The 14,240-nt window shown below is 57.5% G+C and carries 13 protein-coding genes and 3 pseudogenes; 10 read left to right on the forward strand and 6 right to left on the reverse strand.

Annotated features, from left to right (window positions below):
* Positions 1-96: 96 nt before the first annotated feature.
* Positions 97-261 (forward strand): annotated as a pseudogene (locus CO660_RS31515) (transposase domain-containing protein); the annotation flags it as partial.
* Here the strand turns inward: CO660_RS31515 and CO660_RS31520 are convergent.
* Positions 247-680, reverse strand: a pseudogene (locus tag CO660_RS31520) (leucine zipper domain-containing protein); the annotation flags it as partial. The pseudogenes CO660_RS31515 and CO660_RS31520 sit on opposite strands and share 15 nt — an antisense overlap.
* 975 nt (positions 681-1,655) lie before the next feature.
* On the opposite strand from CO660_RS31520, the gene CO660_RS31530 reads away from it, so the two are divergent.
* Positions 1,656-2,672, forward strand: a complete 1,017-nt coding sequence (locus CO660_RS31530) for an IS110 family transposase (RefSeq protein WP_176536416.1) — start codon at positions 1,656-1,658, stop codon at positions 2,670-2,672.
* Positions 2,673-2,935: 263 nt separating this feature from the next.
* On the opposite strand, the gene CO660_RS31535 is transcribed toward CO660_RS31530, so the two are convergent.
* The 5 genes and pseudogenes from CO660_RS31535 to CO660_RS31550 all read right to left on the reverse strand — a co-directional run bounded on the left by CO660_RS31535 (position 2,936) and on the right by CO660_RS31550 (position 6,965).
* Positions 2,936-4,045: an IS3 family transposase gene (locus CO660_RS31535; protein ID WP_348627660.1), complete on the reverse strand. Its 1,110-nt coding sequence runs from the start codon at positions 4,043-4,045 to the stop codon at positions 2,936-2,938.
* Positions 3,973-4,125: pseudogene (locus tag CO660_RS34190) on the reverse strand (transposase); the annotation flags it as partial. The gene CO660_RS31535 and the pseudogene CO660_RS34190, both read right to left, overlap by 73 nt.
* Positions 4,126-4,285: 160 nt before the next feature.
* Entirely contained in the window at positions 4,286-5,767 is a 1,482-nt protein-coding gene (locus CO660_RS31540; protein ID WP_097601795.1) for a hypothetical protein, read from the reverse strand.
* A gap of 4 nt (positions 5,768-5,771) precedes the next feature.
* Complete coding sequence (locus CO660_RS31545) at positions 5,772-6,497, reverse strand: class I SAM-dependent methyltransferase (protein WP_141504956.1); 726 nt, start codon at positions 6,495-6,497, stop codon at positions 5,772-5,774.
* A 6-nt stretch (positions 6,498-6,503) separates the two neighbouring features.
* Positions 6,504-6,965, reverse strand: a complete 462-nt coding sequence (locus CO660_RS31550; protein WP_097601798.1) for a GtrA family protein — start codon at positions 6,963-6,965, stop codon at positions 6,504-6,506.
* Positions 6,966-7,063: 98 nt separating this feature from the next.
* Between CO660_RS31550 and CO660_RS31555 the strand changes: the two genes are divergently transcribed.
* The 8 genes from CO660_RS31555 to CO660_RS31590 form a co-directional block, all read left to right on the forward strand.
* On the forward strand, positions 7,064-7,972 hold the full coding sequence (locus tag CO660_RS31555; RefSeq protein WP_097601800.1) for a glycosyltransferase family 2 protein: 909 nt from the start codon (positions 7,064-7,066) through the stop codon (positions 7,970-7,972).
* 133 nt (positions 7,973-8,105) lie between these two features.
* A complete protein-coding gene (locus CO660_RS31560; protein WP_097601802.1) occupies positions 8,106-8,348 on the forward strand; it encodes a hypothetical protein in 243 nt (80 codons plus the stop codon).
* A gap of 124 nt (positions 8,349-8,472) precedes the next feature.
* A complete protein-coding gene (gene gmd / locus CO660_RS31565; protein WP_097601804.1) occupies positions 8,473-9,534 on the forward strand; it encodes a GDP-mannose 4,6-dehydratase in 1,062 nt (353 codons plus the stop codon).
* Positions 9,535-10,485: a GDP-L-fucose synthase gene (locus CO660_RS31570; RefSeq protein WP_097601806.1), complete on the forward strand. Its 951-nt coding sequence runs from the start codon at positions 9,535-9,537 to the stop codon at positions 10,483-10,485.
* Between the two features lie 392 nt (positions 10,486-10,877).
* Positions 10,878-11,900: a class I SAM-dependent methyltransferase gene (locus CO660_RS31575; protein WP_097601807.1), complete on the forward strand. Its 1,023-nt coding sequence runs from the start codon at positions 10,878-10,880 to the stop codon at positions 11,898-11,900.
* Between the two features lie 93 nt (positions 11,901-11,993).
* Positions 11,994-12,425 (forward strand): transposase, encoded by a 432-nt coding sequence (locus CO660_RS31580; protein WP_097601809.1) that lies wholly within the window; start codon positions 11,994-11,996, stop codon positions 12,423-12,425.
* Positions 12,422-12,778 (forward strand): IS66 family insertion sequence element accessory protein TnpB, encoded by a 357-nt coding sequence (gene tnpB, locus CO660_RS31585; protein ID WP_085777053.1) that lies wholly within the window; start codon positions 12,422-12,424, stop codon positions 12,776-12,778. The genes CO660_RS31580 and tnpB overlap by 4 nt, the downstream gene beginning before the upstream one ends.
* A 71-nt stretch (positions 12,779-12,849) precedes the next feature.
* Positions 12,850-14,240, forward strand: a 1,391-nt coding sequence (locus CO660_RS31590) for an IS66 family transposase (RefSeq protein WP_245421414.1), incomplete at its 3' end; no start/stop codon positions are given.

Below are 14,240 nucleotides of genomic sequence, written 5' to 3' on the forward strand. Positions count from 1 at the left end.
GTTGTGGCGGACACGGCCGCCGTGCTGCTTCCGCCACGATACCTGCGCATAATCCCAAGCTTCGCATAATTGCGATTATGCAAATCTCTGCATAATCGAAAGAACTGGTTGTTCGCTGGATCGGACAAGGGCGGCGATCGCGCCGCCGCCATTCTGTCGCTGATCGAATCCGCGAAGCTCAACGGTCTCGATCCCAAGGCCTATCTTCGCGATATCCTCACGCGCATCGCGACCATCGGCTTGTCGCTTACCGAGCTTCTTGATGTCGATATGAATCATCTCGCCGGGAGCCTGGCGTTCATAACGACGCACAGGCTCGGCCGGCTCGATATCCTTGAGGCGGGAGAGGCCTGCGCGCTTGAGAACCCGGCTCACCGTCGCTGCAGATACACCGGTTTCGATCGCGATGTGCTTGCCAGTCAGGCGCTGGCGGCGAAGCGTAATGATGCGCTCCGCCAGCGCCCGACTGGTGTTCCGGGGCATGCATGAGGTCAGGAGGAACGATCGAGCATCGCCTCTCGACCACCGGCCTTGAAACGCTCGACCCAGCGGGCGACGATCTTGGCCGCCACGCCATAGGTCTGTGCTGCGTGAGCCTGGGTCAGATGCCCCTCGATAACAGCAAGGGCCATTTCCTCCCGGCGCAACGGCGTCAGTCGGGCATTCTTATGAATGTTCATTCGCCGCGATTCTTCCGACGAGAGGTGTGGTAGCCCGCTCCGAATGGACGCCCCCCGAAAGCTCACACCTAGCTGCCCGCTCAAGACGGCTTTTCCCGAGATGGAGCTGACGATGCAGCTAATCCGGGAGGCGGCGCAGAAGAGGCCGCTAAGCACCTGGAATCGACTATCTAATCCGGTTACAGCGAGCGTCGTTCAGGATCACCATGTGTGTGCGCTCGCCCTCGAACCCAATGCCGGTGACCACGATACGGTCGCGAGTGATAGAGGCGATTCTAGCTCTTCGCATCCCATACTCTCTGGCATGATCCAATGCAACTTCTGGGTCACAAGGTCCCAGTCTTGGGTTGCGGCGATCAACGCGCTGCCGGCCTCGCCGCCCCTCGCGACCCCCGTCCCAATTGCGGCCGCGATCCCAATCGCTGTCGCGATCCCGATCCCCGTCGTATTCGCGATATCCACGCGGTCCCACATAGATCTCGAAATCCTGAGCCTGGGCAACAGCTCCGAAAACCGTGAGGCACACGGAAACTGTGAGAAGTGCTTTCTTTGCGAACATGGCCTTGCGTAGCCTCCAGTTTGTCTTTCATCCCCAATCTTGCCTTTAGGTCCTTGAATAGAATCTGAACGGCCTCTGTAAAGCTTTTCGCAACGCGGGTCTGGTGTCGCATCGGTCGAAGATCACCTTGCGCTGGGTCAAATGACATCATTACTTATGATGTCAGATGGTTAGTTTCGCTCATATGGCGCCAACTTAAAAAATCATGCTCGATTTTAGACCAAGGCAGCCCCAGACGAACAAGCGTAAATGCGGTACCCGACCCACACAGGAGAGTATCCCGGCGGTCGCCTAAATGCTCCGTCTTCTCTTTTTTCAACATGACCTGATGTGGTGGACGGCCTCCGCTCCCGGCATCGCAATGTGCCAAAGTGTGGCTGTCGAAGTCACATAAGGGAGAGCCGTCCACGGAGAAGATTACCACAATTGGTTTGGATATCGCCAAGCATGTATTTCAGGTTCACGGGATCAATGGTGCCGGCGCGACGGTGAGCCGCCGCCGGCTGCGCCGCGACGATGTCGTTGGGTTCTTCAAGGCATTGCCGCCATGCCTGATCGGAATCGACGCATGCGCGACTGGACACCACTGGGCTCGGGTTCTTATGGCGCTGGGTCACGAGGTTCGGCTGATGCCGGCGTCTTACGTCAAGCCATACGTGAAGCGGCAGGAGAACGACGCGACAGATGCCGAGGCGATTTGCGAGGCGGTGACGCGGCCGACGATGCGCTTCGTTCCAGTGAAGAGCGAGGAGCAACAGGGTGTGCTGATGCTGCATCGGGTCCGCGAGCTTTTGATCCGGCAGCGGACAATGCTGGTGAACGCCTTGCGTGGCCACTTGGCGGAGTTCGGCATCGTAACGCGACAGGGCATCGCCGGCGTCGGAATGCTGATCGCGTTGGTCGACGACGATGATCACGATCTCATCCCGCCGCTTGCGCGGTCCGCGCTTCTTCCGCTGATCGGGCAGTTGCGGGAGCTGCACGAGAAGATCAGCGAGCTGGATCGCCAAATTCATGCTTGGCATCGCTCGAACGAACTGAGCCGCCGCCTTGAGACGATCCCTGGAATTGGCCCGATCACTGCCAGCGCAATTGCCGCGACGGTGACCGACGCGTCGCTCTTCAAATCCGGCCGACAATTGGCGGCATGGATAGGCCTGGTGCCGCGGCAGAACTCATCGGGTGGCAAGGACCGCCTCGGAAGGATCAGCAAACAAGGCGATCCCTATCTCCGCCGGCTTCTCGTTGTGGGCGCGCACGCGGTGCTTCGTTTCAGCGGCAAGGCTAAAGTTGCACCGACGCGTTGGGCCGCCGAACTTCTGGTGAAGAAGCCGTACAACGTCGTCGCTGTTGCTTTGGCCAACAAGATGGCGCGGATCGTCTGGGCGTTGATGACGACGGGCAGGCGCTTTGAGGCGACCGCCGCCCTTTGAATGCTCACAGAGAATGCAGAAATTGGTGAGGTGCTGATGGCGTGATGGCGAACGGTCGAGCCGGGATCGGACAAACCCGATCAGTGGGTGCCGCTTGAAAGCGCGTTGACCTGTCTGGGATCCGATCAGCGGACTACATCAGGGCCAGCGGCATGAACGCGCCGCAATCAAAGGCCGTATACATGCCTGCACCCGACCAATCTGCCGGAAACACCAAACTGCCCCTTGCCACGCGGAGGCCGTCCATACATGCCACTGAACTTTCATCCAGCGGCGATTAGAGCCTCGGCGGTTTTCATTACGCCACTTGGCGCGGTGGGAGCAACCGGCGGAAACGCGTAGCTTTCATCTTGCGCAGCGTTGGAGCCGGTTGCGGCGATGGCTCCGGCATAGCGTGCCGGGGTATGATATCCGAGCGATGAGTGCGGCCGGGAATGGTTATAATCGTCTGCCCATTCGGCGAGGGCGCTGCGGGCATGATCGAGACCGAAGAACAGGCTTTCGTTCAGCAGCTCGTCGCGCATCCGTCCGTTGAAGGACTCGATATAACCGTTCTGCATGGGCTTTCCCGGTGCGATGTAGTGCCACTCGACCTTGTGCTCCTTTGACCAGGCGAGGATCGCGTTCGACGTGAACTCCGTGCCATGGTCGGAGACAATCATGCCGGGCTTGCCGCGCCGCTCGAGGAGCGCCGTCAATTCGCGAGCAACACGACGGCCGGAGATCGAGGTGTCGGGGATCGCTGCCAGGCATTCGCGCGTCACGTCATCGACGATGTTGAGCACGCGAAATCTTCTTCCGCAGGCGAACTGATCATGGACGAAATCAGGCGACCAGCGGGCATTCGCCTTCGCTTCGACCAGTATCGGCGCACGCGTGCCGACGGCACGCCGTCTGGCTTTCCGCTTGCGAACCGAAAGCCCTTCCTCGCGATACAGCCGATAGATGCGGTTGACGCCGGACGGCTCTCCATCCCGCTTGAGCAGGACGAACAGCCGCCGGTAGCCGAAACGCCGTCGCTCGTTGGCGAGGTCGCGCAGTCTTGCCCGCAGTTCGACCTCCGGCGGTCGGCTCGGCCGATAGCGCACCATCTTCCGATCAGCGGATATGATCTGGCAGGCTCGTCGCTCCGAGAGACCCATGACGGTCTTCAGATGCGCGACGGCGTCACGCTTGGCGACAGGCCCTACCATTTTTTTGCAAGAAGCTCGCGGAGTGCGGCGGCATCCAGCATCTGCTCGGCGAGCAGCTTCTTCAGCTTGGCGTTCTCTTCTTCGAGAGCCTTCAGACGCTTCGCCTCGGAAACCTCCATGCCGCCGTATTTGGCTTTCCAGTTGTAAAATGTCGCGTCCGAAATTCCGTGCTTGCGGCAGAGCTCGGCCACCTTCGCGCCCGCCTCCTGCTCCTTCAGCACCGCAATAATCTGCTCTTCCGTATATCTCTGCTTCTTCATGCGTCCGTCCTTCAATAGGCCGGACTCTAATCCAATCTGGAGGAAATTACCCGTGGCAGGTCAAACAGTCCGTATCAGATGGCGAAAGACCGTTGAGCCGCTGGCCTGAAACGCTCAATCAGCAAACGCCTCGCGGCGCAACGCCCGCAGGCCTTGGTTCTTATTTTCGGCAGGCACTAACTGGAGCAGAGCCGACCGGCTTGTTGAGAATGGTTGAGATCAGTGTGTAGTAGAATATCTGCTCTTGATTGCGGGTGAGGTCAGGTTTTGACTGCGTCCAATACTGACGCGTAGCAGCATCAACATCGGCCAAACCTAGTTGGATAGCAGTCGAAAGATTTTCATAGTTCGCATTACGTACGGCGTCAGGCTGAACAAAGATATCGAAGATTGCCCCGGCGATAATTAGGAGCGGTAGCAAAAAAACGGTTTGCCTTCGCTGACCAAAGAAGTCGCAAGCTTTATAGGCCAACCCCGCAAAGATCACAGCCAAGAACAATGAGCCATAACGAGTGTGGAGTTGCCAGAATATGTATCTTCCAGAGAACTGATCGACGAGCCCGTGACCGACCGCCGCGTGCAAAACTGGCATCGACGCCAGCCACACCGCAATTATGGTGAATATGTCCAATACTTCGGTTGTGAGCGCAATGCCAGTTACCCGACTCACGCGGTAGGACATCCGTTCGTATAGGCGGATTCTGCTTGAGGTAAAGGCAACGACGACAAGAATGACGATAAGCGCCGCGAGATTGGTGACGCCCACGATGCTGGTAAGCTCCTCCCTGGCGAAAATGCAGAGGATATTGGCGCCAACGAACACCAATGTGATGCGGTCGCTGAAAATTGCCGGTCTGACGAGTGCATCGATGCCGAGAAACGTTAGGATAATCAGTGTTGCATTGCTCTGGTGGATAAAGCACAGCAGGAAAATGGCGCCGTAGAAAATGCGAAAGCTTCCCTGCCATCTCCACACACAAGCGACCAAAAGCAAGAAGGCAGATACGCCGCGAGGAGCGAAGTGGAATATATTGAAATAGCTAGGCGCAGAAAGAACAAACTTTAGGGAAAGGAGCGGGTCGCCGACTGTCAGTCGGTCGGCCTTTTGGTAGAACGCAGCAAGGGCCGCACATGCTACCAGAGACGCTGCAACGGCAATCGTTCTCCTTCCGCCGCCTCTACCTGCAGCAACCACAAGGATAGCCAAGTTCACGATGAATACCTGTGTCCACCGAAAAGCTGAAATGAAAGCGTCAGCACCGAAGGCCAGTTCGGAATTTGGCAGGAGTTTGAGCCGGAACAACCCGCCCCAGATAGCAGAAATAAGTGTGTAGTTGCTGATGTAGTTATATCGTAAGATCATCCGGGAAGCGAAGCTCGCTTCAGTATCCCCGGCGTCGTTGATCGAAACGCAGGAGAGGAGGGTGTTATATGTGGATTTGAACGTATCAGGCGCCGCTGCAGTCAAACCTGAGATCACGTAGTATAAATTGTCGTCGTCCAGCCGAAAGGTGGTCAGAAAATTGAGAGTCGCAAAATACGCCGCGAAAGTTAAGAGGCCGAGCGTTAATGCAACTCGGACGAACTTATTTTCGCAGGCGGCGTGGGTGGGGCGGTCCACCTGATCTTGTGCGTGGTTCAACGGACTATTCCGGCCGCTGCAAAACAGCTACGAGACTGAGGCCTGGTCCCGGCAGTATGCTGTCGACTGCGGCTATCAAGGGTATGAGCAGATTAATCAACTTAAGCTGACTGCTTTTGAATGTCTTTGAGAAATTACTTTTGTTGTTTTTCTTGCGCTTGTATACCATGGACCCAATTACGTTGATGTGTCGCAGGAGGCACACCTCGAAACCTGAGGAAGCCGCAAGCGCTCTCAGCATCTTTTCTTCATATCTGCGGTAATGGCCTGAGGCGACATCGATCTGACTGTAGAGGGCTTCCTGCGCGGGTACTTTTATCAACGCATGGCCGCCGGGTTTGAGTTTCGAGTGGACCTTTCTGAGAAATGCCAGGTCATCTTCAAAGTGCTCTACTACGTCCATCATTACGATCGCGTCCGCGCCACCATCCAGTTCTTCCCAGTCGCCCAGCAGGTCGACATCTAAAGTTTCTACATCGGTATATTGAGATTTCAATACACGCAGCAGATCGGGATCGTGATCTACGGCAATGACTTTCGAGGTTTGATCGATATATGTTCCAATCCCGTACCCGGCGCCAGCGGCAAGCTCCACAACCTTGCCTCGCAAATATGGTTTCAGCGCAGAGTAGGTCCATTTGTAATAATTCGGTAGCAGGGCCATTTTGCCCTGTGCAGAAACATATGATGCATTGCTCGCGGTGAAATCGGTCTGGTTTGTGGGCGTCACGTCTGTCTACCTTCTCTCGAGCAGCGGATGATTATCGCCGCGATTCGGACGTGTAAATATGAGATACTTCTGCACCGCGAATTTCGCAGCGAACGAGCATACTAGCGTGATGATTAAAGCGACCGCGTAGTTGGTGCCCAGTTTTGTCAGGAGCAAAAACCCCCAGAACTCCGCAAGACGAAAAAGGCCAGTAGATATAAGAAAGCCAATAAGCTGTCGCTTGATTACCCCGTCGCTCCTGAACACGAACAGGCGGATTGAGACAAAGTTGAGTGCGAAGGCGCAGATGAGACCGATGCCAACCGATGACGTATCCGCTAGCCCAACTATCTCGTGAAGGGCGACCGGCAACCCGAAGGATATCGCGGCGCTGGCCATGGTGGCGAGTCCATAGCGAATCAATTCTTCGAGCCGGCGCCATTGGTGCAGTGCACCCGCCTTTCTCCTGCTTGATCTGCTCGACACCATCGCGTCTCCAATCGCTAACGAAGTCACCGTTAGCAGTTGAGCCTATTATCATCAATCGCTATAGGATGGCGCCCACAGTTTGAGCGAGAGAGAAGACTTTGGAACAGAAGAAGCTCGTCGTGATAGTCCCCGCTTATAATGAAGCGGCATCCATCGATTCTACGGTGCGAGGGCTTCAGACATGTGCCCCCGCATTGCGAGATCTTGGAATCGCCCTTGCCATATTCGTCATCGATGACGGTTCGGGGGATTCGACTGGAGCGATTGCGACGGGCGCTGGGGCAGACAGAGTAATCCGCCACGCAAAAAATCGCGGATTGGGCGCCGCAGTCCGCACCGGCCTTCGAGCCGCCAAGGCAGCCGACAGCGATATCGCTGTTAAGTTCGACGCCGACCTGCAACACGACCCGCTGGATATTGTTGCATTGATTCAGCCGATATTACGTGACGAGGTGGACGTCGTTTACGGCGATCGATTTGAACAAATTTCTTACCGCATGCCTATCGTGAGGCGCATCGGCAACAAGGTGTTCACGTGGCTTATGAGGACTTTGACTCGCTGGGACGTAACAGACAGCCAACCAGGGATATTTGCCGTCAACAGCGAATATCTCGGTGTCTTCCGTTTGCCGGGAGACTACAACTACACCCAACAGATCTTGCTCGACGCCTATCACAAGGGGATGCGGTTCGCTCAAGTCCCCGTTCAATTCAAAGTGAGGAAAACAGGGAAGTCGTTCGTTTCGCTTCGATATCCGGTCAAGGTTCTGCCGCAGTTGGTCATGGTCCTTATCGGGGTTGCTCCACTTAAAATCTTCGGCACAATCGGATTGTTCTTTCTCTTGATTGCTGGCGTGGTTTCGGTGTCGCAATTCACTGATTACCTCCTTTCCGCGGCTTCGAAGCCGATTGAAAATGTGAATCTGGTTCTGGGGTTGCTGTTTTTTGGTCTGCAGTCTTTGTTCTTTGGACTCTTGGCTGCGCTTATCAATGAGAGAAACGGCTAATGAGGGTCACCGTTTGCGAGGAGTAATACCGTAGAGGTTCTCGTTGCGTTGTTGCGCTGTAGCGCGCCCGCGCTCGGCCGTGCAGCACAAACAGTGTTCTCGACGCGAACGCCAGGTCGTTGCGGAAGAGCGCATGGCAATTGCCAATCCAGGCCTGTCGAAAGCGGCAGAAGAAGCGCTCGCATGGCTGACTGAAGTGGCAAGCGACAAAAGCCGTCGGCCAGACGCGTCGGCTGCTTCTCTCAATCCGGTGATCTACGCAGAGCTCGCGGCCATCGGACAACCGCTCGACGAGCGCGTTGACATGATGCCGTCATTGAGGCCCGAGCCAGTTGAGGCACACGCGGCGACTTTAGGTCTGAAACGATTTTGTTGACATCGACACGTTGTGTGATTGGATCATGAGCGACATGGAGCTTCCGACTGGTGCAGCCGTTGAGCCTATCCCACTAGATCGCTTTCGGGAATTGATTTCCGTGCATAGAAAGATGACGTGACAAATGGCAAAGACCGCGCTTATTACTGGGGTGACTGGTCAGGACGGTGCCTATCTGGCCGAATTGCTTCTGGACAAAGGCTATATAGTGCACGGCATCAAGCGGAGATCATCGTCTTTCAACACCGGCCGCATCGAGCACATCTATCAGGATCCGCACGAAACTCATCCGCGCTTCATCCTCCACTACGGCGATATGATCGACTCGACCAACCTCCTGCGGATCGTGCAGCAGACACAGCCCGATGAAATCTACAACCTTGCCGCACAAAGCCATGTTGGCGTCAGTTTCGAAACACCGGAATATACAGCCGATGCCGATGGTATCGGGACGTTGAGGTTGCTCGAGGCTATCCGCATCCTGGGTCTTGAGAAAAAAAGCCGGTTCTACCAGGCATCGACATCGGAACTCTATGGTCTCGTGCAGCAAGTGCCACAGAACGAGAAGACGCCGTTTTATCCGCGTTCTCCCTATGCCGCAGCTAAGCTCTATGCCTACTGGATCGTCGTGAATTATCGCGAGGCCTACGGCATGCACGCGTCCAACGGCATTCTGTTCAACCATGAAAGCCCGCTTCGCGGCGAGACCTTCGTCACGCGCAAGATCACCATGGCCGTGGCTGCCATCAGCCTCGGCCTTCAAGACAAGCTGTTCCTTGGAAACCTTGAAGCCCAGCGTGACTGGGGTCATGCGCGCGAATATGTCGAGGGCATGTGGCTCATGCTGCAGCAGGACAAGCCGGAAGACTATGTCTTGGCGACGGGTGAGACGACGCGTGTCCGCCAGTTCGTCGAGTGGGCCTTCGCCGACGTCGGCATCGCTTTGGAATGGAAGGGGTCCGGCGTCGACGAAAAGGGTTATGACTCCGCCTCCGGTAGGTGCCTTGTGGAAATCGATCCGCGGTATTTCCGCCCGACGGAAGTAGACCTTTTGCTTGGCGACCCGACCAAGGCACGTCAGAATCTTGGCTGGCACCACAAGACGCCCGTTCGTGAGCTCGCCGCTGAGATGGTGCGGGAGGATATCAAGCACTGGAAGGCTCAAGGCAGCCGGAAAGAGGTCTGAGTGTACGATCTATCCAACAAGAAGATCTGGGTTGCCGGTCATCGGGGAATGGTCGGCAGTGCTCTCGTGCGAAGGCTCCAATCCGAAGATTGCAGCGTCGTCACGGCCACGCGCGCCGAGGTCGACTTGCAGCGCCAGGGCGAGGTTGAGAAATTTGTTGACGCAAGCCGCCCTGACGCGATTATTCTCGCCGCTGCTAAGGTTGGCGGCATCCTCGCGAATGACCGTTATCCCGCAGAATTCATCTCCGACAATCTGATCATTGAAGCCAACATCTTCGAAGCCGCCCACCGCGGTGGCGTGGACCGGCTTCTCTTTCTGGGCTCAAGCTGCATTTATCCGAAGCTCGCTCCGCAGCCGATTCCCGAAGAGGCTCTGTTGACCGGTCCGCTCGAGCCGACCAACGAATGGTACGCGATCGCCAAGATCGCCGGTATTAAGCTCGCGGAAGCCTATCGCAAGCAATATGGCCGGGACTACATTTCGGCCATGCCGACCAATCTGTATGGCCCCGGCGATAATTTCGACCTGAACTCCAGTCATGTGCTGCCTGCGCTCCTCCGCAAGGCGCATGTGGCGAAACTGCGCAAAGACCCGCAAATTGTCGTCTGGGGCACGGGAACTCCCCGCCGCGAGTTTCTTCACGTCGACGACTGCGCCGACGCCCTGGTGTTTCTGCTCAAAACATATTCGGGCGCGCAGCACGTCAATGTCGGCTCGGGCACCGATCTCGAAATTATCGAGTTGACGCGTCTGGTCTGCCGCGTTGTCGGCTACAAGGGGGAGATCATTCATGATCTTTCGAAGCCCGACGGCACGCCGCGAAAGCTGATGAGCAACAAGAAGCTGCAGGACATGGGCTGGAAACCGCGCATTTCGCTTGAGGACGGCATTAGAGCCACTTACGCTTGGTTTCTGCAGTTCGAAAATGGAGCCGATCCCGCGGCCTGATACTGGGCCGGCGAGGACCGGCATTTTGCTGTTCCTCATCGTAGTTAGCGGCATGGAGGCTCGCCAGCCTTCATTGCATCATTGCGTCCAGGCTATCCTGTGAATCTAACACAACGCGGCAGCAGGGCGAAGAATGTGGCCAATGACCTGTCCGCTTTTGTCGTAGCAGGCGGCGATGCGCGCAACTGCTCCAGTCCGCTTAACATTCGCTCCTGTCCCTGTGAGTTCAAACATCATCGCCGGGCTGCCGGCGGCCGCGGGACAGCTCTGCCATTGCGGCGGGGGAACCCGATAGGGTTAGCGCGGTGGGTATTGTAGGGAGGACGAATATACGCATAATTTCCGCGGCTGGCACTGCTAGGAAAGATCAGTCGATAGTCTTGGGGGATTCAATGGAAACGATCATCGAGGACGCCCATGCTGGCGCCGTGTCGCCCGAACTCGTGGTCGATGCACTGTTTGCATGCCGAAAGACGGCAGCTATCAGGGCGGCCATCGAGCTTGATCTCTTTACTCATATCGGTGAGGGAAAAACGGCAGCAGTGCTGGCGTCGGCAACAAGCGCCTCGGAGCGCGGGGTGCGCATCCTCTGCGATTACCTCGTGGTGCATGGCTTCTTGATCAAGGAGGGCGGACAGTACCGAATGACGCCCTCGACCAGAATGTTCCTCGACCGCAATTCGCCGGCCTATATGGGCTCTGCCGTCGAGTTCACCGCCGCACCCGAAGTACTGGATAATTTTCTTCGCGACCCGGCTGCGGTCGTGCGAAACGGCGGTTCGGCGGGCCTTGCGAACATGTCGCCCGACAACCCCGTCTGGTTGAAGTTTGCGCGCGGCATGGGCTCCTTCACCGGGCTCAGCGCCAAAATACTGGCCGGCGAAATATCCAGTTGGCCAAGGCCTCCAAAAAAGGTGTTGGACATCGCGGCAGGTCCGGGACTCTTCGGAATCGAAATTGCCAAGACCGTTCCAGCGGCGGAGATCGTCGCCGTCGACTGGGGCGCCGTCCTGGTGCTGTCGAGGCAGAATGCGGAAAAATCAGGCGTGGCGGACCGCTATCGGGCGATCGCCGGTAGCGCCTTCGACGTCGACTGGGGCTCCGGTTATGATCTCGTCCTGCTTCCGAATTTCCTGCACCATTTCGATTTGCCGACATGTGCTGAGCTGTTGCGAAAGATCACCGCGAGCCTTGCAGAAGATGGTCGGATCGTCGCGGTCGATTTCGTGCCGAATGAAGACGGCGTCTCACCACCTTTCCCCGCGGCTTTCTCCTGGGAGATGCTCGCCAGCACACCGGCGGGCCAGGCTTATAGGCAAAGCGAGCTGACTGAGATGGCAAAACTGGCCGGCCTCGCCCGCGTCACGGTCAAATCGATGCCGCCAACCCCGGCAAGCCTCATTCTCTTTGAATAGCCATTTCGCTGCAATCTTGTAAGCGGTGTTTTGACCCCACCTTCCGGATCAGCGCGTGATTGTTGATGTTGTTGCCGAACGAGGCTTCGACATATGACGATTACAGGGTTTACGCATGGCGCCAGTGCAGACGTGCCGGTGCAACGGTTTGAGGTTTTTACGGGAACTGGCCGTCGCCGCGACTGGAGCGACGAGGAGAAAGACCGAATTGTGGCCGAGAGCTATAGCGGCGAGGTGTCGGTCAGTGCTGTTGCGCGTCGGCACGGGTTGTCTCCCGGACAATTGTTTACCTGGCGTCGGCAGGCGCGAATTCAGGCGCAGCAAGACTCGCCGCCGATGTTTGTGGCAGCAGTAATTGATCGTCCGGTAGAGCCGTCTCCGACACTGCGAAAGACGATTACGAGGAGCGCACTTCCAGTTGCGGCAATCGAGCTGGAGGTTGGCGGCGCGGTCGTCAGGATCGCCTCTGGCACGGACAGCGCGACAATTGCTGCTGTGATCCAGGCGTTGAAGGCTCCGTCGTGATTGGTCCGTCCGGTGCGGTAAAGGTGATGATCGCCACCAAGCCCGTCGACTTCCGCAAAGGCGCTGACGGATTGGCGGCGCTCGTGAAAGCCGAGATGGGTGCTGACCCATTCTCTGGCACGATCTACGTGTTCCGGGCCAAACGAACGGACCGGATCAAGCTGGTCTTCTGGGACGGTAGCGGCGTGTGCCTGGTTGCCAAGCGGCTTGAGGATGGCGAGTTCCATTGGCCTCGAATGCAGGACGGCGCGATGCATCTGACGGCCGCCCAGTTCTCGGCTCTGTTCGAGGGATTGGACTGGAAACGCGTGCATACGCCGAGCGAAACGCGCACCCCGATAAAGGCTGGATAGCGGCCGCGACCAATTGAATCATCATCATCCTGCCTCTCGTTCTGAGCTGCAAAATATGCTGTTCTCGATCCATGACGATAACGGCGGACGAGCTTCCGGATGACCTGAACGCGCTGAAAGCGATGGTGCTTTCGCGCGAGGCGGAGAATGCCCGCCTGCGCCAGATCATCAAGGAATTGCAGCGCCACCGGTTCGGTCGCCGTGCCGAGACGCTTCCCGAGGACCAGCTTCTGCTTGGGCTTGAAGAGGCCGAGCAAGTCGAGGCTGCCGGTCTGGAAGACAATGAGCAAGCCTCCCCTGCTGTTCGACAGGCGCAGGTCGCCAAACGGCGCACGAACAGAGGTTCGCTGCCAGCCCATCTGCCGCGCATCGAGATCGTGGTTGATATTGATGACCATGCCTGCCCCTGCTGCCGCAATGACCTGCATCGGATCGGCGAAGACGTCAGCGAGAAGCTCGACGTTGTGCCCGCCCAGTTCCGCGTGCTTGTGCTGCGCCGCCCGAAGTATGCTTGCCGGGCTTGCGAAGAAGTCGTGGTCCAGGCTCCGGCCCCGGCAAGACTGATTGAAGGCGGCATTCCGACCGAGGCCACCGTCGCCCAGGTGCTGGTCTCCAAATATGCTGACCACCTGCCACTGTATCGCCAGGCGCAAATCTATAAGCGTCAAGGCATCGACCTCGACCGCTCGACGCTCGCCGACTGGGTTGGTCGCGCCGCCTGGCATCTGCGTCCTGTCCATCAACGGCTACTCGATCATTTGAAGTCATCGTCGAAGCTCTTCGCCGACGAGACGACAGCTCCCGTGCTCGACCCGGGTCGTGGCAAGACCAAGACCGGGCAGCTTTGGGCCTATGCGCGGGACGACCGCCCTTGGCAAGGAACTGACCCGCCCGGCGTCGCCTATATCTATGCCCCGGATCGCAAAGGCGAGCGACCGATGGCCCATCTCGACGGCTTCGCCGGCATCCTGCAGGTCGACGGCTACAGTGGATATCGCCCACTCGCGGCAAAGAACACCGTGTCACTGGCATTCTGCTGGTCTCACGTTCGACGCCGCTTCTATGAACTCGCCGCCGCCGGTCCAGCACCCATTGCGAGCGAGGCGATCAAACGCATCGCCGAACTTTATAAGATTGAAGACGAGATACGTGGCCTCACACACGAGGAGCGTAGCGCCACGCGCCAAGAGAAGAGCCGACCGATCACAGATAGCCTCGCTCCCTGGCTGCGCGAACAACTCGGCCTCATCAGTCAGAAGACGAAGCTCGCCGAAGCAATCCGCTATGCCTTGTCACGCTGGGATGGCTTGACCCGGTTCATCGACGATGGCCGGATCGAGATCGACTCCAATACCGTCGAGCGATCCATCAGGCCAATTGCGCTCAATCGCAATTATGCGAAGCTTGGGATTATGCGCAGGTATCGTGGCGGAAGCAGCACGGCGGCCGTGTCCGCCACAAC

The sequence above is a fragment of the Rhizobium sp. L9 genome (assembly GCF_002531885.1).
In the GTDB taxonomy this organism is placed as follows: domain Bacteria; phylum Pseudomonadota; class Alphaproteobacteria; order Rhizobiales; family Rhizobiaceae; genus Rhizobium.

What these genes read in the sequence shown, in the direction of transcription:
- CO660_RS31550 (WP_097601798.1), bottom strand. Translation starts at nt 6,965, where the DNA reads ATGGTGTCGAGCAGATCAAGCAGGAGAAAGGCGGGTGCACTGCACCAA.
- CO660_RS31560 (WP_097601802.1), top strand. Translation starts at nt 8,106, where the DNA reads ATGGCAATTGCCAATCCAGGCCTGTCGAAAGCGGCAGAAGAAGCGCTC.
- gmd (WP_097601804.1), top strand. Translation starts at nt 8,473, where the DNA reads ATGGCAAAGACCGCGCTTATTACTGGGGTGACTGGTCAGGACGGTGCC.
- CO660_RS31575 (WP_097601807.1), top strand. Translation starts at nt 10,878, where the DNA reads ATGGAAACGATCATCGAGGACGCCCATGCTGGCGCCGTGTCGCCCGAA.
- CO660_RS31580 (WP_097601809.1), top strand. Translation starts at nt 11,994, where the DNA reads ATGACGATTACAGGGTTTACGCATGGCGCCAGTGCAGACGTGCCGGTG.